At 64.3% G+C, this 22,926-nt stretch carries 22 protein-coding genes; 12 read left to right on the top strand and 10 right to left on the bottom strand.

Annotated features, from left to right (window positions below):
* Position 1: 1 nt before the first annotated feature.
* The 4 genes from H3H39_RS28035 to H3H39_RS20755 all read right to left on the bottom strand — a co-directional run bounded on the left by H3H39_RS28035 (position 2) and on the right by H3H39_RS20755 (position 3,223).
* A complete protein-coding gene (locus tag H3H39_RS28035) occupies positions 2 to 697 on the bottom strand; it encodes a hypothetical protein (protein ID WP_229218163.1) in 696 nt (231 codons plus the stop codon).
* A gap of 20 nt (positions 698 to 717) precedes the next feature.
* Positions 718 to 1,806, bottom strand: a complete 1,089-nt coding sequence (locus H3H39_RS20765) for an SGNH/GDSL hydrolase family protein (RefSeq protein ID WP_182156091.1) — start codon at positions 1,804 to 1,806, stop codon at positions 718 to 720.
* A gap of 402 nt (positions 1,807 to 2,208) precedes the next feature.
* Complete coding sequence (locus tag H3H39_RS20760; RefSeq protein WP_182156089.1) at positions 2,209 to 2,811, bottom strand: glycine zipper 2TM domain-containing protein; 603 nt, start codon at positions 2,809 to 2,811, stop codon at positions 2,209 to 2,211.
* 22 nt (positions 2,812 to 2,833) lie between these two features.
* Positions 2,834 to 3,223: a hypothetical protein gene (locus tag H3H39_RS20755; RefSeq protein WP_375540446.1), complete on the bottom strand. Its 390-nt coding sequence runs from the start codon at positions 3,221 to 3,223 to the stop codon at positions 2,834 to 2,836.
* A gap of 270 nt (positions 3,224 to 3,493) precedes the next feature.
* On the opposite strand from H3H39_RS20755, the gene rpsP reads away from it, so the two are divergent.
* The 9 genes from rpsP (at position 3,494) to H3H39_RS20710 (ending at position 11,533) form a co-directional block, all read left to right on the top strand.
* Entirely contained in the window at positions 3,494 to 3,742 is a 249-nt protein-coding gene (rpsP, locus tag H3H39_RS20750) for a 30S ribosomal protein S16 (RefSeq protein ID WP_182156085.1), read from the top strand.
* Between the two features lie 38 nt (positions 3,743 to 3,780).
* Positions 3,781 to 4,317, top strand: a complete 537-nt coding sequence (rimM, locus tag H3H39_RS20745) for a ribosome maturation factor RimM (RefSeq protein ID WP_182156083.1) — start codon at positions 3,781 to 3,783, stop codon at positions 4,315 to 4,317.
* A gap of 41 nt (positions 4,318 to 4,358) precedes the next feature.
* Positions 4,359 to 5,120 carry a tRNA (guanosine(37)-N1)-methyltransferase TrmD gene (gene trmD / locus H3H39_RS20740; RefSeq protein WP_182156081.1) on the top strand — a complete coding sequence of 254 codons (762 nt, stop codon included), beginning with the start codon at positions 4,359 to 4,361 and terminating at the stop codon, positions 5,118 to 5,120.
* Positions 5,121 to 5,224: 104 nt separating this feature from the next.
* Positions 5,225 to 5,611 carry a 50S ribosomal protein L19 gene (gene rplS / locus H3H39_RS20735; protein ID WP_182156079.1) on the top strand — a complete coding sequence of 129 codons (387 nt, stop codon included), beginning with the start codon at positions 5,225 to 5,227 and terminating at the stop codon, positions 5,609 to 5,611.
* A gap of 66 nt (positions 5,612 to 5,677) precedes the next feature.
* Entirely contained in the window at positions 5,678 to 6,337 is a 660-nt protein-coding gene (locus tag H3H39_RS20730; protein WP_182156077.1) for a CoA pyrophosphatase, read from the top strand.
* A 92-nt stretch (positions 6,338 to 6,429) separates the two neighbouring features.
* Positions 6,430 to 7,389, top strand: coding sequence for a CobD/CbiB family protein (locus H3H39_RS20725; protein WP_182156075.1), 960 nt, complete (start codon positions 6,430 to 6,432; stop codon positions 7,387 to 7,389).
* Positions 7,390 to 7,721: 332 nt separating this feature from the next.
* Entirely contained in the window at positions 7,722 to 8,069 is a 348-nt protein-coding gene (locus H3H39_RS20720) for a DUF3579 domain-containing protein (RefSeq protein ID WP_182156073.1), read from the top strand.
* Positions 8,070 to 8,158: 89 nt separating this feature from the next.
* Entirely contained in the window at positions 8,159 to 8,608 is a 450-nt protein-coding gene (locus tag H3H39_RS20715; protein WP_182156071.1) for a CBS domain-containing protein, read from the top strand.
* Positions 8,609 to 8,785: 177 nt separating this feature from the next.
* Positions 8,786 to 11,533, top strand: coding sequence for a M16 family metallopeptidase (locus H3H39_RS20710; RefSeq protein ID WP_182156069.1), 2,748 nt, complete (start codon positions 8,786 to 8,788; stop codon positions 11,531 to 11,533).
* Positions 11,534 to 11,608: 75 nt separating this feature from the next.
* Here H3H39_RS20710 and H3H39_RS20705 read toward each other — a convergent pair whose 3' ends face one another.
* On the bottom strand, positions 11,609 to 12,349 hold the full coding sequence (locus H3H39_RS20705; protein WP_182156067.1) for a GntR family transcriptional regulator: 741 nt from the start codon (positions 12,347 to 12,349) through the stop codon (positions 11,609 to 11,611).
* 130 nt (positions 12,350 to 12,479) lie between these two features.
* On the opposite strand from H3H39_RS20705, the gene H3H39_RS20700 reads away from it, so the two are divergent.
* The 3 genes from H3H39_RS20700 (at position 12,480) to H3H39_RS20690 (ending at position 16,548) form a co-directional block, all read left to right on the top strand.
* Positions 12,480 to 12,659: a hypothetical protein gene (locus H3H39_RS20700; RefSeq protein WP_182156065.1), complete on the top strand. Its 180-nt coding sequence runs from the start codon at positions 12,480 to 12,482 to the stop codon at positions 12,657 to 12,659.
* Positions 12,660 to 12,731: 72 nt separating this feature from the next.
* Positions 12,732 to 15,407, top strand: coding sequence for a TonB-dependent receptor (locus H3H39_RS20695; protein ID WP_182156063.1), 2,676 nt, complete (start codon positions 12,732 to 12,734; stop codon positions 15,405 to 15,407).
* Between the two features lie 109 nt (positions 15,408 to 15,516).
* Positions 15,517 to 16,548: a glycoside hydrolase family 18 protein gene (locus tag H3H39_RS20690; protein WP_182156061.1), complete on the top strand. Its 1,032-nt coding sequence runs from the start codon at positions 15,517 to 15,519 to the stop codon at positions 16,546 to 16,548.
* A 77-nt stretch (positions 16,549 to 16,625) separates the two neighbouring features.
* Here H3H39_RS20690 and H3H39_RS20685 read toward each other — a convergent pair whose 3' ends face one another.
* The 5 genes from H3H39_RS20685 to H3H39_RS20665 all read right to left on the bottom strand — a co-directional run bounded on the left by H3H39_RS20685 (position 16,626) and on the right by H3H39_RS20665 (position 22,926).
* A complete protein-coding gene (locus H3H39_RS20685) occupies positions 16,626 to 17,936 on the bottom strand; it encodes a tetratricopeptide repeat protein (RefSeq protein ID WP_182156059.1) in 1,311 nt (436 codons plus the stop codon).
* A 135-nt stretch (positions 17,937 to 18,071) separates the two neighbouring features.
* Positions 18,072 to 19,247 (bottom strand): ABC transporter ATP-binding protein, encoded by a 1,176-nt coding sequence (locus H3H39_RS20680; protein WP_182156057.1) that lies wholly within the window; start codon positions 19,245 to 19,247, stop codon positions 18,072 to 18,074.
* Positions 19,248 to 19,251: 4 nt separating this feature from the next.
* Positions 19,252 to 20,580, bottom strand: a complete 1,329-nt coding sequence (locus H3H39_RS20675) for an MFS transporter (protein WP_182156055.1) — start codon at positions 20,578 to 20,580, stop codon at positions 19,252 to 19,254.
* Between the two features lie 52 nt (positions 20,581 to 20,632).
* On the bottom strand, positions 20,633 to 22,126 hold the full coding sequence (nagZ, locus tag H3H39_RS20670; protein ID WP_220461627.1) for a beta-N-acetylhexosaminidase: 1,494 nt from the start codon (positions 22,124 to 22,126) through the stop codon (positions 20,633 to 20,635).
* On the bottom strand, positions 22,123 to 22,926 hold the full coding sequence (locus H3H39_RS20665; RefSeq protein ID WP_229218162.1) for a carbohydrate ABC transporter permease: 804 nt from the start codon (positions 22,924 to 22,926) through the stop codon (positions 22,123 to 22,125). The genes nagZ and H3H39_RS20665 overlap by 4 nt, the downstream gene beginning before the upstream one ends.

Genomic DNA, 22,926 nt, shown 5'->3' with positions numbered 1-22,926 from the left:
TCTATTGGCCGGGTCTTGCCGGCTCTCGTGGGGCGGGGATGGTGATGCGTCGGTGGGGCAGGCCGGGCGGGGCCAGTTCCGGCGGCACGATGCGGTCCTTGGGCATGGCGACCGGCTGGTTGCTGGCATCGACCAGCTGGAAATCAGGCGCGAACATGAGGATGGCTTCGATGGTCTGGCCGTCGTCCGTCACCTGATGGTGGCGCACGTAACCTTTGGGCAGGTCGAAGTCTTCCGGCACGGCCAGGCCGACCAGCGGCGGGCGGGTCCCGGGCGGCGAAAACGCGCCGAGGCCGCTGAAGATGCCGCGCTCGTGCAAGCGCTGGATCACTTCCGGCATGGTGGGGTTCGCGCCCCGGGGGATGTAGCTTTTCAGGTCGCGCGTGGGATCGGCGTCGCCTTCGGGCGCGCGCGCTGGCGCCTGTTCTGGCGCTGGCTCGGACGACATGCCGGGGAAGGCCGCCAGCCAGGCCGGCCTGCCGTTTGTGGCGGGCGTTTGCGTACTTGCCGCCGCCGCGCCGTCGCCCGGTTCAGCGGGGGAACCGGACCACAGCCACAGCACGCCCAGCAAGGTGAGGCTGGCCACCACCAGCCACTGCGTGGTGCCGAAGCCGCCTTGCGCGCGTCCCCGGCGCCAGCCAGCGCCGTTGCGATAGGCGCTGGCCGGGGCGAGGGGAGGTTGACGTGGCGTAGCCAACGTTGAACCGCCCGCGGCGCTTACGGCGATACCGGATTAAAGGTCGATACGGCCCAGCCCATGCGTTCATGGCCGTACTGGTTCCAGATCGGGCTCTTGCCGGCGGTGAAGGAGGTGTAGCGCGGTGCGCCGCTGCCGGTGGTGTCGCCGAACAGGCCGGAGGTGATGGTGCTGCCGGTGTAGGTCGGGTGGGTGTCGTCGGACTGGATGTAGTCGTAGCTGCTGCCGGACGAGACGAAGTGCGTGTTGGCGTCGCGCAGGGTGGAGCGCAGCGTGGTGGTGATGCGGGTGACATAGCTGTCCTGGCTTTCACCGGCCACGTAGCGCAGCGCCTCGGAGTCGATCTGGCCGTCGCCGTTGCTGTCGTAGTCGCCGCCCATGTACTGGGCGAAGTTGTCGGCGCAGGTGAAGCCTTTCTGGCGCGCCGTGTCGCACATCATGTAGTTCATGCGTGCCAGCGACACGAGGAAGCGGTCCTGCATCTTGACGGTGGCGCCGGTGGTGGCGTCGGTGCAGGAACTTTGCACGTTGTCGGCCGCGTAGCCGGGGTAGTGCAGGTTGGAGATCACCTTCAGCTTCACGCCGGGGTAGGCGTTGGCGTTGATGTAGTCCATGGCTGCCGCCACGTAGGTTTTGCAGCTGTTCTCGGCGTTGTTCAGCACCGTGTAGTCGCAGGTGCCGCTCTGGCCCTTGAAGCTGGTACGGGCCTGCAGGCCATCGTTACCGCACATTTCGAAGGTGACCACGCGCGTATTGCTGGCCTGCATGTAGGAACGCTCGGCCACGATCTTGTTGTTGTACACGTCCGAGGCGACGGCGCCGGACTTGGTGCGGCGCACGCTCTCGATGTCGGCGCCCCATTGTGCGGACATGTATTCCGCGTCCACCGTCGGCGCCGAGTATTTGGCGGCGCTGGTGATGGAGCCGTTATAGCCGGCGTAGATGGAATCGCCGTAGGCGACGACGCGGTACTTGGTGCTGGTGTTGGCGCGGTCGATGGTCCACGAGGCGTTCTGGTTCAGGGTGCTGGCGGAAGCTTCGGCGCCCAGGGCGAGCAGGGCGATAACAGGTAGCAGGGTGCGTAGCGAGTGGCGAATACGGGTAGGCATGCAGTGTCTCCTTGGTGGGATTATTGGTCTGGGCTGCTATTCCATGGAATTCGAACTACGCTTAAATGTATTGCAGAATCAAGTGCTAAAACCGAGCATGTGCTCGCAATTCAGCGAAAAAGTCTAAATGTAAATTAGTTTGTTGTATTTTCACAATGCTGCCGAAGTGATCAGTTTTTTGCGCCCGGCATGTCCCGTTGCCGATGTGACAGGCGCGGGCTGTGCGCTGCACAGGGACTCCCTTGCTGCGCGCAAGAACCCGAGCGATGCGGTATGCCATCCTTGCTGGAGTCGGCCACCAGCTACGTGTGAGCACGCAAAAAAAAATCGGGGACAGACCCCAATTTCCGCCATGCGGAAATTGGGGTCTGTCCCCGATTTTTTTTGCAGCTTGGCCTGTGCTTAGTTGCGCACCACGGTACCGTTGGCGTTGCGGATCTGGTCGCCAGCCAGCAGGCCGGGATCGTGGTCGAAGTTGAAGCTCGCATGCTGGCCGTTGTTGTACTGCACTTCCACGGTCCAGACCTTGGTCGACTTGGCTTTCTGTTCGATCTGCTTGCCGGCATAGGCGCCGCCGGCGGCGCCGGCCACCGTGGCCAGTTCGCGGCCGTGGCCGCTGCCGACCTGATTGCCCAGCAGGGCGCCAGCCACGCCGCCGGCGATCAGGCCCAGCGCGCTGCCTTCACCGGCTTTCTCAGTGACGGTCACGTTGACCACTTTGCCGCAATCGGCCATGCAGGCGCCGGCCTTGGCGGGCGAGGCTTTCATCGCGGCCTTGGCTTGCGCCACGCTCTTGTCGTATTCGGTCTTGGCGTCGCGCATGCACTGCATGCGGGCGCTGGAGTCGGTTTCGTCGGCGCACAGCTTCTTGTCATCCGCATAGCGGGTGGCGGCGTGCTTGCTGTCGATCGCGTATTGTTCTTTCGCGCTCACGGGGGCCTGGGCCCAGGCGCTGCTCATCATGCCGGCCAGGGTCAGGGCCAGGATCAGGGGGCGACTCGTCATATTGTTCTCCTCAAGTTGTGTATCAGCCATACGCGCCACCAGTGTACAACAAGTCAAACAGGCGGGAAATTGTTGCGATAAGCATACCGGCGCCCACCATCAGGGTAGCCACCAGCAGTACGGCCAGCGGCCAGTTGGAGGCCGATTCGCGGCCCGATCCGGTGTTGTAGAGACTGTCCCATTTTTCGTCCGGCATCAAGCCCAGCACCAGCGCCTCCAGGAAACCCACCAGCGCCGAGACCACCATCGGCAAGATCTTGTAGAACCAGTCGGCGCCGGGCACGGCCGCGGCCACCAGGGCGGCGGCCGGCAGGCTGGCCAGATGAACCCACAGCCAGCGGTCGCGGGCGCCGCGCAGGTAGAGCCGGTGGCCGCCCAGGCCGCCCAGCACGAAGGCCAGCAGCGTGGCCATGGTTTTATTCTTGTGCGAAAGGTGTTGCGTTTGATGCAAATTGGTCATGGGGATGCCAAGAAATTGCGGGGATGCACGCAGTATCGGTCATAATACGGCCCCCGGCGGATCTTTTTTAAGATCGAGGGCACTTGCCCACTTCGCCGGAACGGGGGATAATCGCCGATTACCCCAAACCGCCCAATTATGTGCATTAATGCTTGCTGCTACGTGGCAAGGCGCGCTATAATTTGCGGCTTTTTCCGTCTCAGCACACTTTTTGGAAATATTATGGTCGTTATTCGTTTAGCTCGTGGAGGCGCCAAGAAGCGTCCGTTCTTCAACATCGTTGCAACCGATTCGCGCAATCGTCGCGATGGCCGTTTCATCGAACGCATCGGTTTCTACAACCCGATGGCATCCGGTGGCGAAGTGCCATTCCGTATCACCGCTGACCGTCTGGCGCACTGGGAATCCGTGGGCGCGCAACTGTCGCCGACCGTGGCTCGCCTGGTCGCTGCCGCTAAAAAAGCAGCTTAAGTCTGGTTCCTGGTTTGACCGATAAGAGTGCATCCGGGGTGAAACTCCCCGACGATCTGACGCAAGTGGGCTTTGTCTACGGCGCGTATGGCGTTGCTGGCTGGGTGAGGGTAAGACCTTTCTCGGAAGATGCGGATGCATTGCTGGCGGTGAAAACCTGGTGGCTCGACAAGCCGAATGTGCATGACGTGGACGTCAAGCAGGTCAAACTGCATGGCGGCGACGTCGTTGCCCAGCTGGTGGGAGTGACCGACCGCAACGTGGCAGAAGCGCTCAAGGGCGCCGCTGTTTCGGTGCCGCGCAGTCGTTTCCCGGCGCTGTCGGCTGACGAATTTTACTGGGCCGATCTGATCGGTCTGGAAGTAGTGAACTTGCAGGGTGAGCACCTGGGGCAGGTCACCGACATGATGAGCAATGGTCCACAGTCGATCTTGCGCATCACGCCGGCCGCCGCCGACAGCGCTCCCGAAGGCGAAGCGGCGCAAGAGCGCCTGATTCCATTTGTCGATCAGTTTGTGATCACCGTGGATAAGGCCGCCAAACGCATCACCGTCGACTGGGGCCTGGACTATTAAGACTCACCCGCGCAACACGGTACAGTCGGAAGGGACGGGCCATGCAATTTGATGTCGTGACCCTGTTCCCCGAAATGTTTGCCGCGCTGACGCAGTCGGGCGTGACCCGGCGCGCGTTCGAACAACAGAAGTGGGGCCTGACGTTGTGGAATCCCCGTGATTTCACGACCGACAATCATCGCACCGTGGATGACCGCCCCTATGGCGGCGGCCCCGGCATGGTGATGCTGGCCAAGCCCCTGGAAGCGACGCTCAATGCCGCCAAGCAGCGCCAGACCGAGGCCGGTCTGCCCGCGCCGCGGGTGGTGTTCATGTCGCCCCAGGGCAAGCAGTTGACGCACGAGCGCGTCATGCAGCTCAAAGCCGAACCGGGTCTGGTGATCCTGTGCGGCCGCTATGAGGCGGTCGACCAGCGCCTGATCGACCGTTGCGTCGATGAGGAAATCAGCCTGGGCGACTTCGTGCTGTCGGGTGGCGAATTGCCGGCCATGGCCCTGATGGATGCCGTGGTGCGCCAGTTGCCCGGCGTGCTCAATACGGACGCGTCGGCCGTCGAGGACAGCTTTGTCAATGGCTTGCTCGATTCGCCGCATTACACGCGGCCGGAAACGTATGAAGGCGAGACGGTGCCCGCCGTGCTGTTGGGTGGCAATCACGCCGAGATCGTCAAATGGCGCCGCCAGCGCATGCTGGAGGCGACGGCGCGCAAGCGCCCCGAATTGCTGGTCCGGGCTCGCGCGGCAGGATTGCTGAGCAAGCAGGACGAAAAGTTTTTGGCAGGTTTGCAAACCTGCAGTTTGTAGGAGCTAGCGGGCATGTCGCCCGCGTGTTTAACCCCATCCTCTACTGGGCGAGTGTCTGAACAGCACTCATCGCGCGCCAGCACGATGGTTTATGGAGTAATAAAATGGATCTGATTCAACAACTCGAGCAAGAAGAAATCGCTCGCCTGGGCAAGAGCATTCCTGAATTCGCCCCTGGTGACACCGTGGTCGTGAACGTTAACGTGGTCGAAGGCACCCGCAAGCGCGCCCAGGCATACGAAGGCGTCGTGATTTCCCGTCGCAACCGTGGCCTGAACTCGAACTTCATCGTTCGTAAAATCTCGTCCGGCGAAGGCGTCGAGCGTACCTTCCAGCTGTACTCGCCGCTGATCGCTTCGATCGAAGTGAAACGCCGCGGTGACGTACGTCGCGCTAAACTGTACTACCTGCGTGATCGTTCCGGTAAATCGGCACGTATCAAGGAAAAACTGCCAAACCGTCGCCCAGCAGCGGCGAAAGCAAGCGCTTAATCGCGTTTGTGTTTGGATGGAAGGGGCGCCGCTGGTGCCCCTTTTTTGCATGTGGAGGTAAGATTTTTGGCCCAGCTTCCGTTCGACCCCCAGCAACTGCCCATCGATAGCGTGGCCGGCGAACCGGCCGTCGCGTCCGAGCGCCTGTCGCCCCAGTGGCTGCGTGAGCGTTTCGCCGCCCCGCCCGTGTGGACGCCGGAAACGGTGCAGGAGGCGATCGTACCGCGCCCCCGGCCCACGCCCGCCTCGGTGCTGGTGCCGCTGGTGCAGCGCGAGCAGGGCTTGACCCTGCTGCTGACCCAGCGCACCGCCCATTTGACCGACCACGCCGGCCAGATCAGCTTCCCCGGTGGCCGCGCGGAGGATTACGACGCCGACCCCATCGCCACGGCCTTGCGCGAATCGGAGGAGGAGATCGGCCTGCACCGGCGCCATGTGGACGTGCTGGGCGCCTTGCCCGACTATTTCACGGGCACCGGTTACCGCGTCACGCCCGTGGTGGGATTGGTACTGCCGCCGTTCGAACTGACGGCCGATCCGTCCGAAGTGGATGAAATCTTCGAAGTGCCGCTGCAATTCCTGATGGATGGCCGCCACCACCAGCGCCTGTCCGTGCAACTGCCGGGCGGCGCGCGCACTTTCTACGCCATGCCGTACGAGCGCTTCTTCATCTGGGGCGCCACGGCGGGCATGTTGCGCAACCTGTTCCACTTCCTGCGCGCCTGACCCGGACGAGCAATATTGCAATAAGTTTGATTCCGGCACTGCACTGCGTTATCGTAGCGGGCATTACGGCATTGTGACAAAAAGGACGTTTGATGACTTTTCTTTCCATTCTCTGCGCGCTACTGATCGAACAGATGAAACCGCTGCGTGCGGATAACCCGATCTACGCCGAGATCAAGAGTCTGGCGATGCGGATGGAAACCTGGTTCAACGCTGGCCACCCACGCCACGGCCGCATGGGCTGGTTCCTGATGATGGCGATCCTGATGGTGCCCACGGCCCTGATCTACTGGGTGCTGATGCACTACAACCTGACGTTGGCCGCCTTCGCCTGGAACATCCTGATCGTCTACCTGACGCTGGGCTTCCGCCACTACAGCCACTATTTCACCTCCATTCAACTGGCCTTGAACGCGGGCGACGAGGCTGCGGCCCGCGCCTTGCTGGCTGAATGGACCAAGCTCGACACGGTGGGTATGGAAACTTCCGAGATCGCCCGCATCGCCGTCGAGAAATCGCTGATCACTACCCACCGCAACGTGTTCGGGGTGTTCTTCTGGTTCCTCATGCCGCTGGGCCCGGCCTGTGCCGTCATGTACCGCGTGGCCGAACACCTGTCGCGCGCCTGGAACGAACCGGAGCATATGCGCAACGAAGCGTTCGGCCAGTTCGCCTCCCGCGCCTTCTACTGGATCGACTGGATTCCTGTACGCCTGACGGCCGTCGCCTTCGCTGTGGTCGGCAACTTCGAGGATGCCATCTACGCGTGGCGCAATTTCGCCGACCGCTGGCAGGATGAGGCGATCGGCATCATCCTGTCGGCCGGTGGCGGCGCCATGGGCGTACGCCTGGGCACGCCGGCCGAAAACGCGGCCAAGGTGGTGCTGGCCGACGCGTCGACCGTGGACACGACCGACGTGGAGCCGGATGTGCTGCCCGGCGAGGAGCCGAACGTACGCGCGCTGCAAAGCACGGTGGGCCTGGTGTGGCGCGCGCTGCTGCTGTGGATGCTGCTGCTGCTGTTACTTTCCGGCGCAGTGTGGCTCGGCTGAGGCTGTTTCAAAAAGCCCGTGGCATCGTTGTGGCGCCTCGCCGTGCAGGCGCACTGTCTTCGTCGCCACGCCTCGCCACGGCCATTTTGAACCAGCCTCTTACAATTCCAGACAACCGGCATACAATGGAGCTTGCTTGGGGCAGGGCCGCACCGCGCCGGTGCGGGCTTGCACTTTGCTGGCGCCCGTCCAGAAAAGCTCGTTTTAAATCAAGGGTTTATGCGGATAGGTCTTCTATAAGATATAATACCTGACGTTCTTACAGAATCGTACCGCCAGCCCGGCGCACATGCCGGGATCTTCCACGCATCCTTGTTACCAACAAGCCGCCTATGGCCGAGTCAGCTCACAACAAGAAAGAACTGCACGACGAGTTCTTTATCCTTGGCGTCACCAGCAATGGCAGACAGTTTCGACCCAGTGACTGGGCCGAGCGCCTGTGCGGTGTCATGTCCTGTTTCCGTCCCGAAGGGTCGGGCGGCGGGCGCCATTCCCACCTGCAGTTTTCCCCCTATGTTTGCCCGACCGTGATCAACGGCGTCAAATCGGTGGTGGTCAACAACCGCCTGCGCGACCTGGAACCGCTGGCCTACCATTTCGTCGTTTCGTTCGCCAAGGACAACGACCTGCAAATGGTGGACGCCTGCCTGGTGCCCGAGCCCGAGCCCAAGCCCAAGTAATCGGCCGGCCGCTGTTGCGGCCCCGCTAGCGTACGCCCACCCGTCCCTGATCGCGCTACACTGGCCTCTTTGCGGAGGAGGGAGCGGCCATGCGTATCGGCGATATCTGTACCGTACAAACTGTGCATTGCAAGCGCGACGTCACCGTGCAGGACGCGGCGCTGTTGATGCGTAACCATCATGTGGGCGACCTGGTCGTGGTCGAACAGCCCAACGGTGAGCGGGTGCCGGTGGGCATCCTCACCGACCGCGACATCGTCGTCTCCGTCATCGCTCTCGGCCTGGACCCGGCCAGCCTGCTGGTGGGCGACGTCATGAGCGCCGAGCTGATGACGGCCAACGAGGAGGACGACGTCTACGAGACGATCGACCGCATGCGCTTCAAGGGCATACGGCGGCTGCCCGTCGTCAACAGCCTGGGCGGCCTGTCCGGCATCGTCAGCATCGATGACCTGATCGAATTCCTGGCCCAGGAAATGGGCGAACTGTCGCGCATCAGTGCCAGCCAGATGGAACGCGAGAAGCAGGCGCGCCATTAAGCAGTCGTTGCAAAAAGCCGCGCCCGCCTATCCCGGCTATCCCGGCCGTGGGCGCGGGCAGGGCGGCTTGCATCCTGCCGCCAGCGCCAGGCAGATAACAATATTTTACGTTTTCGCACAGCCACAGCCCCGTGCTTGCGGTTATGCTGGCTCTTTCTGAATTTCCGTAGAGAATTTATGAAGACTCCAACTGCGAAGCGCGTCGCCGTCTGCGGCCTGATGGTGTGCAGCCTGTCCTTTTTGGCCCCGCAAGGCGTGTGGGCCCAGACCTTGCCGGCCGGCGTCACCAAGGGGCCGTCCGTGGAAGGCATCACGGAATACCACTTGCCCAACGGCCTCAAGGTGCTGCTGTTCCCGGACGCCTCCAAGCCCACCGTGACCGTCAACGTCACCTACCTGGTCGGCTCGCGCCACGAGAACTACGGCGAGACGGGCATGGCCCACCTGCTGGAACACATGATGTTCAAGGGCTCGCCCAAGAACCGCAGCATACCCAAGCAATTCGCCGACCGCGGCATGGAGTTCAACGGCACCACCTCGTTCGACCGCACCAATTACTACGAAGTGTTCCAGGCCGGGAACGATAACCTGAAGTGGGCGCTGGACATGGAGGCGGACCGCATGGTCCATTCCTTCGTCGCCCGCAAGGATCTCGATTCCGAAATGACGGTGGTGCGCAACGAATACGAGTCGGGCGAGAACCAGCCTTTCTCGGTGCTGCTCAAGCGCATGCAGAGCATCGCCTATGACTGGCACAGCTATGGCCGCTCCACCATCGGCAACCGCAGCGATATTGAAAATGTGCGGATCGAGAACCTGCAAGCGTTCTACCGCACTTACTATCAGCCGGACAACGCCGTGCTGCTGGTGGCCGGCAAGTTCGACCCCAGCCAGACACTGGCCTGGATCAGCAAATCGTTCGGCGCCATTCCCAAGCCCAAGCGCAAGCTGCCGCCGTTCTGGACCGTGGAACCGACCCAGGATGGCGAGCGCAGCTTCACCGTGCGGCGCAAGGGCGACATGCAGGTCGTCGCGCTGGGCTACAAGATTCCGTCCGCGCTGCAAGCCGATGCCGACCCGCTGTCGTTCATGTCCGAAATCCTGGGCGACACTCCGACCGGCCGCCTGCACAAGGCGCTGGTGGAAACGGGCCTGGCCGCGGAAGTGTTCAGCTTTGGCCAGACCGGCTACGCGCCGGGGCTGGAAGTGATCGGCGCCGTCGTCAAGGCTGGCCAGCCGATCGAACCGGTGCGCGAGGCCCTGATCAACGCCGTGGAAAGCTTCGCCAAGACCCCGCCCACGGCCGAGGAGATGGAGCGCACCCGCCGCAACTTCGCCAACGGCATCGAGAAAGCCTTGAACGATCCGCAGAAAGTGGGCGTAACCTTGTCCGAGGAAATCGCGCTGGGCGACTGGCGCCTGCTGTTTGAAGGCCGCGACAAGCTCGACAGCATCACGCCGGAGCAGGTGAGCGCGGCCGCCGCCCGCTACCTGCGCCGCGACAACCGCACGGTCGGCGAATTCCTGCCGGACGATGCGCCGCAGCGGGCCGAGATTCCACCGGCGCCCACCGTGCAGGAAGTGATGAAGGATTTCAAGGGCAAGGCCGCCACGCTCAGTTCGGAAGCATTCGACCCCAGCCAGGCCAACATCGACGCCCGCACCACCATCGAGACCATCGCCGGGCTGAAGGTGGCCATGCTGCCCAAGAAGAACCGGGGCGAGGCCGTCTCCGTGGACCTGCACCTGCACTGGGGCGACGAGCATAACCTGTTCGGCAAGAGCACCATCATGACGGCCGCCAACGACATGCTGATGCGCGGCACCAGCCAGTACAGCCGCACGGAGCTGGCCGACGCCTTCGCCAAGCTGAAAATCTCGGGCAGCTTGTACCACTTCGACACCACCCGCCCCAACCTGGACCAGGCGCTGCGTCTCGTGAGCCATGTGCTCAAGGAAGCCAGTTTCCCGGCCGCTGAATTCGAGCAGATGCGCCAGCAGTGGATCGTGGCGATCGAAGCGTCGCGCAACGAACCGCAATCGCTGGCGCACCAGGCCATGGCCGAGTACTACAACCACTATCCGAAGGGTGACCCGCGCGCCGTGCAGACGGTGGATGAACAACTGGCCGAAATCCGCGCGCTCAAGCTGGAAGACGTGGTGGCCTTCCACCGCCAGTATTACGGCGCCTCGCATGGCGAGCTGGCCATCGTGGGCGATTTTGATCCGGCCGCGGCCGGCAAGAGCATCGCCGACAGCTTTGGCGGCTGGAACAGCCAGGTGGCCTACGCGCGCATCACCAGCACCAACGCCGACAAGCCGGCGCTGCACCGGCACATCAACACGCCGGACAAGGAAAACGGCAGCTACGAAGCGCGCCTGAACCTGGACCTGAACGTCGATGATGCCGATTATCCGGCGCTGGAAGTGGCCAACTACATCTTCGGTGGCGGCGCCTTGAAGTCGCGCCTGATGGACCGCATCCGCCAGAAGGATGGCTTGTCGTATGGCGGCGGCTCCGGCATCGGCGCCGGCGAGATCGACCGGGCCGGCGCTTTCGGCATGGGCGCCATCGCCGCGCCGCAGAACCTGGTCAAGCTGGAAGCGGCCATCCGCGACGAGTTGAATCGGGCGCTCAAGGATGGCTTCACGGCGGCCGAACTGGCCGGCGCCAAGTCAGGCATGCTGCAACAGCGCGTGCAGAACCGCTCCAAGGATGAGGTGCTGGCGTCCGGCTGGTCGCGCAACCTGTACCTGGGCCGCAGCTACGCGTGGAGCCTGGCGTTCGAGAACAAGCTCAAGGCGCTCACGGTGGAGCAGGTCAACGCCGCGTTCCGCAAATTCATCGATCCGGCCAAGTTGAGCGTTGTGACGGCCGGCGATGATGCCAAGGCCGCCGCAGCGGCGGCACCAGCCAGGCCGTAATCAAGACCGGCGCTCAAGCACCGCGGGGACGTGACACGATTTGTGTGACGTCCCCGCTGCCGTTTGCCGGCGTGGTCAGGCCGTGTTGAGTTCGGCCACGAAGTCGTACAGGTCGCCGCGGAAGATGGAGCGGCAGAATTCCACCGCCCGGCCGTCACGTAAAAAGCCCAGCCGCTCGACGGCCAGGCCGGCGTCGCCCGGCTTCGCTTCCAGCAGTTCGGCCTGCTCGGCGTTGAGCAGCAGCGCGCTCAGCCGTTGTAGCGCCCGCACCGGGCGGTTGCCAGCCTGCTCCAGCGCCTCGTACATCGATACCTGCACCGCCTCCAGCGAGGGCAGGGCGGTGGCGACGATGGTCGCGTATTCCAGGCACATCGGTATCTCGTCCGCATAACGGATGCGGTGGAAGCGGTACACGGGGGCGCCCGGACTGAGCCGCAGCCGCAACGCTTCCTCCGGCGTCACCGTCCCTTCCGATCGTTTGAGCCACACGCTGCGCGGCGCGCGCCCGCGCGCCCGCATGTCCTCCGAGAACGAGGTCAGCTTGGCGAAGTTCTTTTCTATGCGGGTATTGATGAAGTTGCCCGAGCCGGGCCGGCGCACCAGCAACCCTTCCTCCACCAGGCCGTCGATGGCTTTGCGGACCGTGATGCGCGAGATAGCCAGGTCGGCCGCCAGCTGGCGTTCGGCCGGCAGCGCCTCGTCTGGCCCGAACAGGCGCTTGTCGATCGCTTCGCGCAAAGCGCGCTGCAGTTGCTGGTACAGGGGCTGGCTGCTGTGCTGCCCCAAATTGTGCATGAGCTGGGCTAGCGTGGTCATACGATGGGATCTCCCGTGGCGGGCTGCGCACCGGGCGCGGCCTTGCTGGTCTGTGTGTGGTCCGATCATACCAAAAAGGCTGGGCCGTTGGTATGGTCGTGGTATTTAGCTACTCCCCAGTGACACGCCCATGGAAATTGTAAAAAAATACATAAAGTGGTCTGTGTGTCATCCACAACAGGTGAAAAAAACAGTGAAACTGGTAGTGTTCTGGTATTGGATTGCGGTATATTGGCGTTCAATTGGTTTTGTAAGTGGTTGTAAAGAGGCTCTTGCCCAAGATCGCGGTGGCGATCGCAGCGGGTGCTGATGGAAAAGAACGCTAACAGGCTTGCGCTGTCAGGCCGCAATCAAGGGGGACTATATGAAGGGCAATACCGCAATGACGCACCGGATTCTGAAGCAGGGCTCCAGCCACTTGACGCCGATCGCGTCGGCCGTGGCGCTGCTGGCCATGAGCGTGGCCATGCCGGCCTGCGCGCAGGATGTCAAGCAGCAAGGCGAAGTGGTGGTGGTGACGGGTATCCGCGCCTCGCTGCAGCAGTCGCTGAACCAGAAGAAGAATTCGGAATCGATGGTGGAAGTGATCACGGCCGAGGATATCGGCAAAATGCCGGACAAGAACGTGGCCGACTCGCTGTCGCGCGTGGCCGGTGTGACCACCACCAGCGCCGGTTCGGCCGAAGGTTCGTTCGGCGAGAACGAGCACGTGCAGATGCGCGGCATGCTGTCGCAAATGACCTTGACCACCCTCAACGGCCACACTGTCTCCAGTGGCGACTGGTATGGCCCCAATATCGCCAACGGTGGCCGCAGCGTGTCCTACACCCTGCTGCCATCGGACCTGGTGGGCCGCATCGTGGTACACAAGTCCGCGCAGGCCGACTTGCTCGAAGGCGGCGCGGCCGGCACGGTCGATATCCAGACCCGCAAGCCGCTGGAATTTCGCGACAAGCTGACCACTTCCGCTTCCGTGGAAGCGGCCTATTCGACCGCCGCCAAGTCCACCGATCCCGCCATCTCGGCCCTGATCAACTGGAAGAGCGACGACAACAAGTTCGGCATCCTGGGCCAGGTGTTCTCGCAAACCCGTAAGCTGCAGCGCGCGGGTTCCGAAGGCGTGTGGTGGGACAAGACGGGCGCCAACTACCCTGATCCGGCGCTGGCCAACAAGAACATCAGCCTGTTGAGCGGCGCCGTGCTGTTCGAACAGGAGCGCAAGCGCCAGGGCGGCTACCTGGAAGCGCAATGGAAACCGGCTGCCAACGTGACGCTGGACCTGTCGGGCTTCATGTCGACCGTGGACGCGAAGAACTACAACACCAACTACATGGCCGACACCATCAACGCCGTCAATGGCCCGGGCTGGAACGGCAACGCCGTCAAGCCCACCCAGCCAGCGACCGTGGTGGGCAACACCATCACGTCCGTGTTCTACGGTAAGGACGCCTTCGGCGCCAATTCGGCCGGCGCCTGGTCGGTGGTGGAAGACGTGGCGGCCCGTCCGGACGCCAAGACCGATTCCAAGTTCCTCAACTTCGACGGCAAATGGGTGGTCAACAAGGACCTGACCCTGAACGGCAAGCTGGGTCACACCAGCGGCAGCGGCAAGACCACCGACGTCGGCTTCGAGGTGCTGAGCGGCTGGAACCAGGGTGCCGGCTATTCGCTGACCCCGGACGGCATCTTTGTGCTTAACGTGCCTGGCGGCGACAAGTTCGTGCGCGCCGGCGGCGGCATCGGCGGCTGGGGTGGTTACAGCTCCTCGTCCGACAAGGAAAACTATGGCCAGGTGGACGGCGAATTCAAGCTGGCCTCGGATATGGTGCCCTCGATCCAGTTCGGCGTGCGCATGGCCAAGCATGAGCGCGACCTGACCAAGCTGAACATGGTGCTGGGCGCCGGCGCCACCGACGAGGCGCAGATTCCTGACAGCGCGATCGGCAACTACGGCAGCAACTGGTACGGCAACCTGCCTGTCAATCCGACGCCGGGCTTCAATCCGTTCAAGATCAGCAATGACTACGTCGCCTCGTGGGTCGCCAAGTACGCTACCTTCAACACCCACGCCACGCAGCAGGAATTCAACATCAAGGAAGATGCGACGGCCGCCTACGTGATGGCCAACCTGCAGCCGACGGACGCCATCAGCGGCAACGTGGGCGTGCGTTTCGTGCGCACCAAGATGGATATCCACGCCTTCCTGCCGGGCGGTAAGCCAGAGTACGAGCAGAGCTTCAACGACGTGCTGCCTAGCCTGAACCTGCGTGCCGACCTGGCGCAGAACCTGGTGGGCCGCTTCGCCCTGAACCGCGGCATGTCGCGTCCCGACTTCGGCCAGCTGGCCGGCAACGACCTGCGCGACACGGAGCACAACGGCGTGGGCAGCAACCCGTACCTGAAGCCTATCCGCAGCAACAACATCGACTTCAGCGCCGAGTGGTACTTCGCGCCCAAGGCCCTGCTGTCGGCCGGTATCTTCGCCAGCAAGCTCGATGGCGTGATCGCCTACGGCCACAGCATCCTGCCGTACGCCGACGCCTCCCATGGCGGCGTGGTCTCGAACTACGACATCTCGTCGCCGGTCAACACCGACGGCAAGCTGAAAGGCGTGGACCTGGCGTATGAGCAGAACATCTGGGGCGGCGTCGGCGTGAACGCCAACTACACCTACGCCGACGGCAAACAGACCGGCAAGCTGGCCGAAGGTACCTGCAACGGGAAGGCGGGCGAGGACTGCACGCTATACGGCACGTCGAAGAACTCCTACAACCTCGGCGCCTTCTACGAGGATGACCGCTTCAGCGCCCGTATCGGCTACAGCCGTCGTTCCACCTACAAGCTGGGCAACCGCGGCGGCGCCGACTACTTCCAGAGCGCCAACGGCTCGCTGAACATCGCGCTCAACTACACGCTCAACAAGTCGGTCATGTTCACGCTGGAAGCGCAGAACCTGAACGATCCGCTGCTGACCGTGTACAAGACCGATACTACCCAGATCGCCGGCGTGTACAAGAACGGCAAGACCGTGTACGGTGGTGTGCGCATCAAGTACTGATCCGTACCTTGACATGCCAGGCGGCTACGCCTGGCTGTAGCGGCACCCAGCCCGCGCCGCGCAAGCACAACTTGCCGGCAGCGGGCTTTTTTCATGAATGCGATTTGAGATGGCACATCACATAACACGGGCCGAGGCCCTCATCATGGCGACGGCGGCGCTGGCAGCGGGCGCGCCATGGGCGCAGGCCGCGCCGCCCTTTGTCTACAGCCCTTACAAACACCTGGCGATGTGGAATGACCCGGCCACCAACGCCATCACGGCCGCACCGGATGGCGTGCGCACGCCCTATATCAACGGCGCCACCAGCCCGTTCGGGCGGCAGGCGCTGACCTGGGCCTTCGCCAGCGGCGAATGTGGCGACGAGCAGTGGGGTGCGCAGCGCGGCCAGGACGTGGCCGACGCCAACGTGGCCGCGTTCGACCGGGCCGGTATCTCCTACCTGATTTCCACCGGCGGCCAGGGCGCCATGTTCACCTGCGCCAGCGCCGAAGGCATGGAACGCTTCATCGCCCGCTACGACTCGCCACACCTGGCCGGCGTTGATTTCGACATCGAGGCCGGCCAGAGCGCGCAGCAGATCGACGCGCTGTTGGGCGCAGCCGCTTCGGTGCAGGTGCGCCGTCCGGCGCTGCGGTTCAGTTTGACGGTACCCACCCACGCCGCCTCGGACGGCAGCCTGCGCAGCCTGAACGACACCGGCGTGGCCGTGCTCGCGGCGGCGCGCCGCAGTGGCTTGCGCGACTATGCGCTGAACCTGATGGTGATGGATTATGGTCCCGCCAGCCGGGCCGCCTGCGTGGTGCGCGCGGGGCGCTGCCAGATGGGACTGTCGGCCATCCAGGCGGCGCGCAATGTGCACCGCAAATATGGCGTGCCGTATGAGCAGATCGAACTGACGGCCATGATCGGCGTGAACGACGTGCGGGAAAACGTGTTCACCCTGGCCGACGCGCGCACGGTGGCGCGGGGCGCGCAGCGCATGAAGCTGGCCGGCCTGCATTTCTGGTCGCTGGACCGCGATACGCCGTGCGCGGCGCCGGCCGGCGGCGCCGAAGCCACTTGCAGCGGCTTGCCACGCACGCCGAGCGGGGCTTATGCGCGGGCGTTCGGTTTGGCCGTGCGCCTGGAGCGACAATAATCAAGGACGAAAAAAAGCCAGACGGCTTGCACCGTCTGGCTGGTCGGCGATGGCCCGTGTACGGCCGGCCGAACGCTTTATTTTGCCGCCGCGGCCGCAGGTGCGGACGGGTTCTTGGCCCACATGGTCCAGTAGCGGGCCAGGTCGCCGCGGCCGTCGTTGCCGGTCACGGTTTCCAGCGTCTTCAGGCCTTCATCCTTGCGGCCGGCCATCACGTAGGCGTAGCCCAGGCGCAGCTTGGCGTCGTCCGGATTTTTCAGCACGCCCTTGGCGATACCCTTGTTCATCAGCTCCAGGCCGTGGTCGAACTGGCCCATGGTGACATAGGCATAACCCAGGTTGACCAGGCCCACGCCATCCTTGGACTTGGCGGCCGACGCTTCGCCGCTGCCGATGTTCTTGGCATCGTCGGCGGCGCCCTTGTTGGCCTGGTCGCGCAGCTTCTTGTGCTTGGCCGCGTCCGCGCCGGTGCCCATCTGGCCGGCAGCGAAGCCCTTGTCCAGCGCGTTCTTCGCTTCCGTGTAGAAGCCGCCCAGCAGCGCCAGTCCGGCCAGGTCGGCGTAGTCGTCCGCTTCCATGCGGCCCGGCACCACCACCTGCTTCATGCGCAGCACGTCCAGGTCGAAGCGCTGGTTGTAATTGGGCTTGCCGCGGGTGCGGTTGAGCAGATCGAACCAGTAGGCTTCGGTCGGATAGTATTTGACCAGGTATTCCACCGCTTGCAGGTACAGCGCGTTGTCCTTGCTCTTGATGCCCACGTTGCCCAGCAGGGCCAGCTCGTCGGAGGTGGGCGCGATGCCGGCCTTCTCGGCGGCCGCCACGTCCTTCAGCACTTCCGTTTTGACGGTGGCGTAGTCGTTCTTGAAGAAGTAGGCGCGCAGCAGCTGCGGGCGCACTTTGGTCAGGTCGCCCGATTCGGTCTGGAAGCGGGTGAACCAGGTGATGGCCTTGTCGAAGTCCTTGGCCGTGTAGTAGGTGTTGCCGGTGGCTTCGAGGAAGCTCATCTTGTCCTTGGGCGCCAGGCGGCCCGACTCGATCATCGCTTCCAGCGCCGGCAGCATCAGCGCGTTGTTGCTGGTGGCGGAGCCGACCTGCACGCGCATCTGGTTCAGCACGAACGCTTCGAATGGGGTCAGGTTGGGCATGGCCGCCGACTGGTCCACGCGGTTCATCACTTCCGTGTAGTTTTTTGCCGCCATCAGATCCTTGATCTGGGCCGGATCGATCAGCTTGAAGATTTCAGGACGTACCGTGTCCTTCGGCGCTTCGGGTGCGGGTGCGGCCTTTTCTTCGGCGTGGACGGCCGTCATGCCAAGCATGGCCGGCGCTGCGTTCAGGCCGATAGCGGCCAGGATCAGGCTAATACGGGCGAAACGAAATTGGGACATTGTAAATCCTTCAATCAAAGACAATGGAGGTGCAGCGGTTGGCGCCGCGCCGTCACGGTAAGGGTGGGACAAACCGCGTATTCTGCCACTCGTGAACGAGCGGGAGAAGGGCGGTCTGGTCAAACGCGCGTATTGTTACATAAATTGGCTGGCCGCCGCCATTTCATCCGTGCGTGCCGCTTGCCCCTCGCTGGCCGCTGCGAGGCGCGGCAAGGCACGTCCGTCGGCGCCGAACAGCAGGCAGCGCGCGGGCGGCAGCACGATGCTGGCGCGGGTGCCGGCCAGCGGCAGCGCCGCCTCGGCCGGCTGGCGTACCGCGATCATGTCCGGCGCGCCGGCCAGCGTGGCGTACACGATGGACTGGTCGCCCAGGTATTCGATATGGCCCACCGTCACAGTGGCGCCGTTAGTGTCCGCACCCGCGCCCGCGCCGGGCGCGCGCAGCGCCAGGTGCTCGGCGCGCACGCCCACAGTGACGGCATCGCCGCGCCGCAGCGCGCCACCATCGGCGGCCACCTCGACGACGGCGCCATCGGGCAGCCGCACGCTCGCATGGTTCGCGCCGGCGGCGATGATTTCGCCCGGGATGAAGTTCATCTTCGGTGTGCCGAGGAAGCCGGCCACGAACAGATTGCAGGGCGCGTTATACAGTTCATGCGGCGTGCCCACCTGTTCGATGCGCCCGCCGTTGAAGACGGCTATGCGCTGGCCCAGCGTCATCGCCTCCACCTGGTCGTGGGTCACGTAGATCATGGTGGTGCCCAGTTCCCGGTGCAGGCGGCTCAGTTCCACCCGCATCTGCACCCGCAGGCTGGCGTCCAGGTTGGATAGCGGTTCGTCGAACAAAAACAGTTCCGGCGTGCGCACGATGGCGCGCCCGATCGCGACCCGCTGGCGCTGGCCGCCCGACAGCTCCTTGGGCCGGCGTCGCAGCAGCGGCGTGATGCGCAGGATGTCGGCCGCCCGTTCCACGGCGGTTCGCACGGTTGCCGCCGGCTGGCCGGCCAGCTTGAGCGCGAACGCCATGTTTTCATACACCGTCATGTGCGGATACAGCGCGTAGGACTGGAACACCATGGCCAGCTTGCGCTGGGCCGGCGGCACGTCGTTGGCTACGCGCTCGCCGATTTTCAGCTGGCCCGCGCTGATCTCCTCCAGCCCGGCAATCATGCGCAGCAGGGTGGACTTGCCGCAGCCGGATGGCCCCACGAACACCATGAATTCGCCGTCGGCCACCTCCAGGTCCACGCCGTGGATCACGGCGTGCTGGTCGTAGCGCTTGGCGATGCCTTGCAGGCTGACGCTGGCCATGGGCTTATTCCGCCGTGGCCGCGCGCGCGGACTGGCCGTCCGGCTGCGCATCGGAATGCGCATCGGGCTGTGGCCGGGCGCTCATGGGGATCAGTTGCGACAGCACGGCCACGGGGAGGGCGCTGAGCATGACCCACACGAAGAAGTGCTGGTAGCCCAGTGCGATCTGGATGTCGCCGCTCACCAGCTTGAACAGCACGAAGCCGAGCTGCATGATGCCGGTCGAGAAGGCGTAATGGGCGGTCTGGTACTTGCCCGGCGCGACCACCTGCATCATGTACAGGATCAGGCCGACGAAGCCGAAACCATAGCCGAACATCTCCAGGCTGAGCGCCGCGCCGATCACGGTCAGGTCGGTGGGCAGCCAGGTGGCCAGGAAGTAGAATGCCAGGTTGGGCAGGTTCAGCGCCAGGATCAGCCACAGGATGGCGCGCTTGAGGCTGAGCCACGAGGTGAAGTAGCCGCCGGCCACGCTGCCGACGATGAAGGCCACCGTGCCCACCGTGCCGTACACGGCCCCCACTTCCGTCGTGCTCAGGCCGAGCCCGCCCAGGTTGCGCGCCTCGCGCAGGAACAGGGGGCCGATCGACTGCACCTGCGCCTCGCCGGCGCGGAACAGGATGATGAACAGGATGGACACCCAGATGCCGGGCTTGCGGAAGTATTCGACGATCACCTGCCACAGCGTGCGGGCGATGGCGGCCGCGTTGGTGTCGGCGCCGGCCGTGTTCCTGGCCGGCGGCAGCACCCAGCTGTTATACAGGGCCAGCGCCACCATGATGGCCGCCAGGATGGCGAAACAGGCGGTCCACGCCGGCACCACGCCGATGCTCTTTTCCAGGCGGCCGGCCAGCAGCAGCAGGGCGCCCGTGGTGAAGAACTTGCCGGCGTTGAAGAAGGTGCCGGTCCATCCCGCGTAGGCGGCCTGGCCCTTTTCCGTCAGGCTGGCGATGTACAGGCCGTCGCAGGCGATGTCGTGGGTGGCCGAGGCGATGGCCACCAGGGCCAGCATGGCGATGCAGGCGGCGAACCAGAACGGCGCGTGCAGCGCCAGCGCCACCCCGCCCAGGCACAGGCCGCCCAGCAGCTGGAAGCCCACCACCACCAGCTTCTTGCTGCTGGCCAGTTCCAGGAAGGGACTCCACAATGGCTTGAACACCCAGGCGAAGCCGATCAGCGCGGTCCAGTGATTGATCTCGTCGTTGGGCACGCCCATGCTCTTGAACATCTGGTTGGCCACGATGGCCACGGCGAAGAACGGCAAGCCCTGCGCCAGGTACAGGCTGGGTACCCAGAGCTTGGGATTGCGGACGTGAGGTTGGGTGTGGGCCATGGTTGTCTCTTGTTGTCTCTTGTTGAGGCTTGTTGTTGTGATGGCGGCGCGTTCAGGCGAAGCCGGGCACCGGCACGCGGCCGGTCGCTTCGAGCGCGCCCGACAGCCACGCGTTGACCGCTTCCAGCGCCGGCGCGGCGAAGCCGTAGGTCATCAGCGCGGGCGCGGCGATGTCGAGTGCCTGGTACGGGTTCCACAGCGCCAGGTGCAGGTCGGGGCGCCAGCTGGCGCGCGCGTGCGGGCCGTAGCGCAGGCGCGAGGTCGAGGCCAGCATGGTGTAGCGGCCGTCCTGCGGCAGCGCGGCCCAGTCGAACGTTTCGGCGTCGTCGAACGTGACCAGCTCCACGTCGAACAGCTTGCCCAGCGATGCGGCCACCGTGGCGGCCGGCACGCCCGCTTCGGACACGCCGTCGCTCACCACGTCCTGGCGCATCACCAGGCGCACCTTGCTGCCGGCGGGCGGGCGCTGCGGATTGCCGCGCGCGCTCAGGGCGCGGCGCCAGCCTTCGGCCATGACCGCGCGGTCGGCCGCGTCTTCCAGGTAGGCGCGCGGCTGGCATGGATAGCTCAGCGCCAGTTTGGCCAGGCGCGCCAGCCGGGCCTGTACTTCCTCCATCGACAAGGCGCCCGAGGCCAGCGCGTCGGCGATGGCGCTGAGCGTCTCTTCCTGCGTTTCCGGCGTGCCCAGCGCCATCACCATGTCGGCGCCGGCCACCAGCGCGCGCACGGCGGCCTTGCCCACGCCGTAGCGGCCGGCGATGGCGTGCATATCCATGCCGTCCGTGATGATCACGCCCTGGTAGTTCCATTCCTCGCGCAGCAGCTGGTGCAGGATGCGGCGCGACATGGTGGCCGGATAATCAGGATCGAGCGCCGGGTAGACGATGTGGGCCGTCATGATGGCCGGCGCCTGGTCGGCCGCCAGCCGGAACGGGGCGAACTCGAACTGCTCCAGCTGTGACAGCGGTTTGTCCACGGTGGGCAGGTCGCGGTGCGAATCGACGTGGGTGTCGCCGTGGCCGGGGAAGTGCTTGACGCAGCAGGCCACGCCTTCTCCGTGGCTGCCGGCCATCCAGGCCATGCCCAGTTCGGCCGCCCGTTGCGGTCCGGCGCCGAACGAGCGCTCCGCGATGACGGGGTTGTGCGGGTTGTTGTTCAGGTCCAGCACGGGCGCGAAGTTCCAGTTGAAACCCAGCGCCTTGACGGCGCGCGCCACGGCGGCACCGGTGCGCTCGGCCAGGCTGGTGTCGTCGGCCGCGCCCAGGCCCATGGCCGCTGGCGGTGCGGGCACCCAGGTCGAACGGACCACGGCGCCGCCTTCCTGGTCGATGGCGATCAGCGATTCCGGCCCCATCAGCGCGCGCAGTTCGGCCGTCAGCGTGGCCAGTTGTTGGGAGTCCGTCATATTGCCCCGGAACAGACACACGGCGCGGATGCCGTTGGCCTGGATAAAGCGGGCCGTGGCGGCATCGAGCACGGGGCCGGGGAAGCGGATCATGATCAGCTGTCCGGCGGTTTTTCTCAGTTCGTTCAAGGTCATATTCATTTGACTGCTCCGTCCATGCCGCGCATGAAGAATCGTTGGGTAAAGAGGAAGGCTGCCAGCATGGGCAGGATGGTCAGCACGGTCCCGGCCGCGATCACGCGGGTGCTGCTGCCGAAGGTGCCGCGCAAATACAGCACGCCGACCGACAGGGGGAAATCATCCGGCTTGCTCATCACGATCGAGGGCCAGATGTACTCGTTCCAGGATTCCACCACCGTCAGGATGCCCACCGTGGCCAGCCACGGCGCGATCAGCGGCAGCATGACGCGGCTGAAGATGGTCCATTCCGTGGCGCCGTCCACGCGGGCCGCGTCGATCAGGTCTTGCGGCACTTCCTCGAACGCCTGCTTGAGCAGCAGAATGGCGACGGCCGTCACCATGTTGGGCAGGATCACGCCGGTGTAGGTATCGACCAGGCTCAATTTGGTCACGGTGATGAAGTTGACCAGGAAGTTCACCTCCGACGGCAGCACCAGCGTGGCCAGGATCAGCACCAACACCAGCTGGCGGCCGCGGAAGCGCATGCGCGCCAGCGGGTAGGCCGCCATCGAGCACAAGGTCAGCTTCCAGAACACGGTGCAGGCGGCGATGAGGATAGAGTTGCGGAAGAAGGCCAGCATGGGAATGGCGCGGAACGCTTCGGCGAAATTGGCCAGCGACGGCGCGCGCGGCCAGAACGTGGGCGGAAACGCGAAGATGTTGCCCTCGGTGGACAAGGCCGTCACCAGCGTCCACCAGAACGGGAATATGCACAGCAGGGCCAGTGCGCACAGCAGGGCGTAGTGGAGCATGGTTTGCAT

The sequence above is a fragment of the Rugamonas apoptosis genome (genome assembly GCF_014042355.1).
Lineage (GTDB): Bacteria > Pseudomonadota > Gammaproteobacteria > Burkholderiales > Burkholderiaceae_D > Rugamonas > Rugamonas apoptosis.
The sequence above is the reverse complement of the archived record's forward strand: the minus strand, read 5'-3'. Positions and strand labels throughout refer to the sequence as shown.

What these genes read in the sequence shown, in the direction of transcription:
- H3H39_RS20690 (WP_182156061.1), top strand. Translation starts at nt 15,517, where the DNA reads ATGGCACATCACATAACACGGGCCGAGGCCCTCATCATGGCGACGGCG.
- H3H39_RS20665 (WP_229218162.1), bottom strand. Translation starts at nt 22,926, where the DNA reads ATGCAAACCATGCTCCACTACGCCCTGCTGTGCGCACTGGCCCTGCTG.
- H3H39_RS20705 (WP_182156067.1), bottom strand. Translation starts at nt 12,349, where the DNA reads ATGACCACGCTAGCCCAGCTCATGCACAATTTGGGGCAGCACAGCAGC.
- rpsP (WP_182156085.1), top strand. Translation starts at nt 3,494, where the DNA reads ATGGTCGTTATTCGTTTAGCTCGTGGAGGCGCCAAGAAGCGTCCGTTC.
- H3H39_RS20710 (WP_182156069.1), top strand. Translation starts at nt 8,786, where the DNA reads ATGAAGACTCCAACTGCGAAGCGCGTCGCCGTCTGCGGCCTGATGGTG.
- H3H39_RS20695 (WP_182156063.1), top strand. Translation starts at nt 12,732, where the DNA reads ATGACGCACCGGATTCTGAAGCAGGGCTCCAGCCACTTGACGCCGATC.
- H3H39_RS20720 (WP_182156073.1), top strand. Translation starts at nt 7,722, where the DNA reads ATGGCCGAGTCAGCTCACAACAAGAAAGAACTGCACGACGAGTTCTTT.
- H3H39_RS20765 (WP_182156091.1), bottom strand. Translation starts at nt 1,806, where the DNA reads ATGCCTACCCGTATTCGCCACTCGCTACGCACCCTGCTACCTGTTATC.
- H3H39_RS20675 (WP_182156055.1), bottom strand. Translation starts at nt 20,580, where the DNA reads ATGGCCCACACCCAACCTCACGTCCGCAATCCCAAGCTCTGGGTACCC.
- nagZ (WP_220461627.1), bottom strand. Translation starts at nt 22,126, where the DNA reads ATGAATATGACCTTGAACGAACTGAGAAAAACCGCCGGACAGCTGATC.
- H3H39_RS20760 (WP_182156089.1), bottom strand. Translation starts at nt 2,811, where the DNA reads ATGACGAGTCGCCCCCTGATCCTGGCCCTGACCCTGGCCGGCATGATG.
- H3H39_RS20715 (WP_182156071.1), top strand. Translation starts at nt 8,159, where the DNA reads ATGCGTATCGGCGATATCTGTACCGTACAAACTGTGCATTGCAAGCGC.
- H3H39_RS20680 (WP_182156057.1), bottom strand. Translation starts at nt 19,247, where the DNA reads ATGGCCAGCGTCAGCCTGCAAGGCATCGCCAAGCGCTACGACCAGCAC.
- H3H39_RS20685 (WP_182156059.1), bottom strand. Translation starts at nt 17,936, where the DNA reads ATGTCCCAATTTCGTTTCGCCCGTATTAGCCTGATCCTGGCCGCTATC.
- trmD (WP_182156081.1), top strand. Translation starts at nt 4,359, where the DNA reads ATGCAATTTGATGTCGTGACCCTGTTCCCCGAAATGTTTGCCGCGCTG.
- rplS (WP_182156079.1), top strand. Translation starts at nt 5,225, where the DNA reads ATGGATCTGATTCAACAACTCGAGCAAGAAGAAATCGCTCGCCTGGGC.
- H3H39_RS20700 (WP_182156065.1), top strand. Translation starts at nt 12,480, where the DNA reads ATGGAAATTGTAAAAAAATACATAAAGTGGTCTGTGTGTCATCCACAA.
- H3H39_RS20755 (WP_375540446.1), bottom strand. Translation starts at nt 3,223, where the DNA reads ATGGCCACGCTGCTGGCCTTCGTGCTGGGCGGCCTGGGCGGCCACCGG.
- H3H39_RS20725 (WP_182156075.1), top strand. Translation starts at nt 6,430, where the DNA reads ATGACTTTTCTTTCCATTCTCTGCGCGCTACTGATCGAACAGATGAAA.